Source organism: Novipirellula herctigrandis (genome assembly GCA_007859835.1).
GTDB lineage: Bacteria > Planctomycetota > Planctomycetia > Pirellulales > Pirellulaceae > Novipirellula_A > Novipirellula_A herctigrandis.
On the sequence record SJPJ01000012.1, the window covers coordinates 1 to 1,732 of the forward strand.

Here is a 1,732-nt window from a genome sequence, read left to right on the forward strand (position 1 = left end):
CGAATTCGGGTGCGGACTCGATACCACTGTTTCCAATAGCAGGCGCGGATGCGCCGACGGATCCACTTGTCCAAACTCTGCAGTTGCTTCTTGCCCAGGCCGTAGTGAAAGTAGCCCACCCAACCTTGGAAGTACCGGCGAAGTGCGCTTAGACGTGATTGAATCGAACGCCCGCCGTTGCGACGAGTGATCTGCTTCACACGCTCTTTGAACCGCTTCAGGTTCTTCCGGCTGACACCGAATCGTCCGCCGAAACCGCGAAAGGTATAGCCGAGAAACTCGACCGCCTCCGCCGAGCAGACGCTGCTTTTGTCGTGATTGACCACGAGTTTCAGCTTTGATGTCAGGTAACGCTCGACTGACCGAAAGACGCGAGTGGCCGACTGCTCAGTCTTGGAGAACACCAAGAAGTCGTCCGCATAGCGCACGAAACGATGACCACGTCGCTCCATCTCCTTGTCGAAATCATCCAGCAGGATGTTCGCAAGTAAGGGTGAAAGTGGACCACCCTGCATCGTGCCTTCGGTCGAAGGTTGCCAATCGGTATCGACCATCACACCTGCTCGGAGATAGTTCCCGATCAAACGCAACAAACGTTTGTCACGGACCTTGCGACCAACGCGATGCATCAACACATCGTGTTGCACGCGATCGAAGAATTTCGACAGGTCCATGTCGACGCACCAGCGATAGCCGGCTTGAATGTGCGTTTGAACGAGATGGATCGCTTCATGAGCGGAGCGGTAGGGCCGAAAGCCGAAGCTCGATTCGGAAAACTCCGGATCGAAGATCGGCGTCAGGACTAACAGGATGGCTTGTTGAACGAGTCGATCAACTACGTTTGGAATGCCGAGATGTCGCTCGCCGCCATCCGCTTTGGGAATCGACTTACGCCGGACCGGGCCGGGCTTGTAAGTTCCTTCCAACAGTTGTTGCCGGAGCACCGGCCAGAGTTCTCGGAAGTGGTCTGGAAATTCGTCAATCATGATCCCGTCGGGCCCGGGGGCTCCGCGGTTCGCTTTGACTCGTGCCCAGGCACATTCGAGGGTGTCGGTGTCGACAATTTGCTCCATGAGGTTCAGTGGAACATCGTTCAAGGCTGGCTTCTCGATGGACGCCGAGTCCGAGTGACCGGTCAGGGACGCCGAAGAGCCCAAGTTTCCTTGAGCGACAGGGCCTTTCGAGTCTTCCGCTCCTTGCTGGTTGCCGGAAGTAGGTTCTGTATGTTTCGGTCGGTTCGAGTTCATCGATGGTTCTTCCTTGTCAAGAAACGTTCGGTCCTTCCCGACTCCGGTGGAATGCGAAGCTCCGGTACTACGACCTCTGCTGACTTCTGCTCGCACGAGCCGGATCACTCCGGTCGCCCCGCCTTTCAGGCAAGCCTTACTCACGGGTACGCTGACAGATCTCCCCGAATAAGGGACGTGAACTTTCGCTGCACAAGTGCGTCAACTACGACGAGTCCTGTCGGAAACGGCTTCGTGGTCCTGGGGCCACTCGCCTCAGAAAGCTCGCCGCCTTCATGACGTTTCTGTTCGTCACCTCGCAGCTTTGGCTCGGGCTTCCTCCCCACGGTCTGTCACCTCGCCGCAGTTGCCTTCGCCTAGTACTTCGTCTTGATCGATTACATTTGGTATCCTGTCTTTCGTTCAAGTTCCGTTTTCGTACAGGGGACTGGCTTTCCCAAAGAAAGCGGCACCCCACAAGTTCACGCCCATGTCGGGCGTACACA

1 protein-coding gene is annotated in these 1,732 nt (G+C 56.5%); it reads right to left on the reverse strand.

The features are described 5' to 3' along the window. Positions 1 to 1,391: group II intron reverse transcriptase/maturase (gene ltrA / locus CA13_RS34310; RefSeq protein WP_419195347.1), on the reverse strand; the 1,391-nt coding region annotated here is incomplete at its 3' end. Positions 1,392 to 1,732 lie beyond the last annotated feature (341 nt).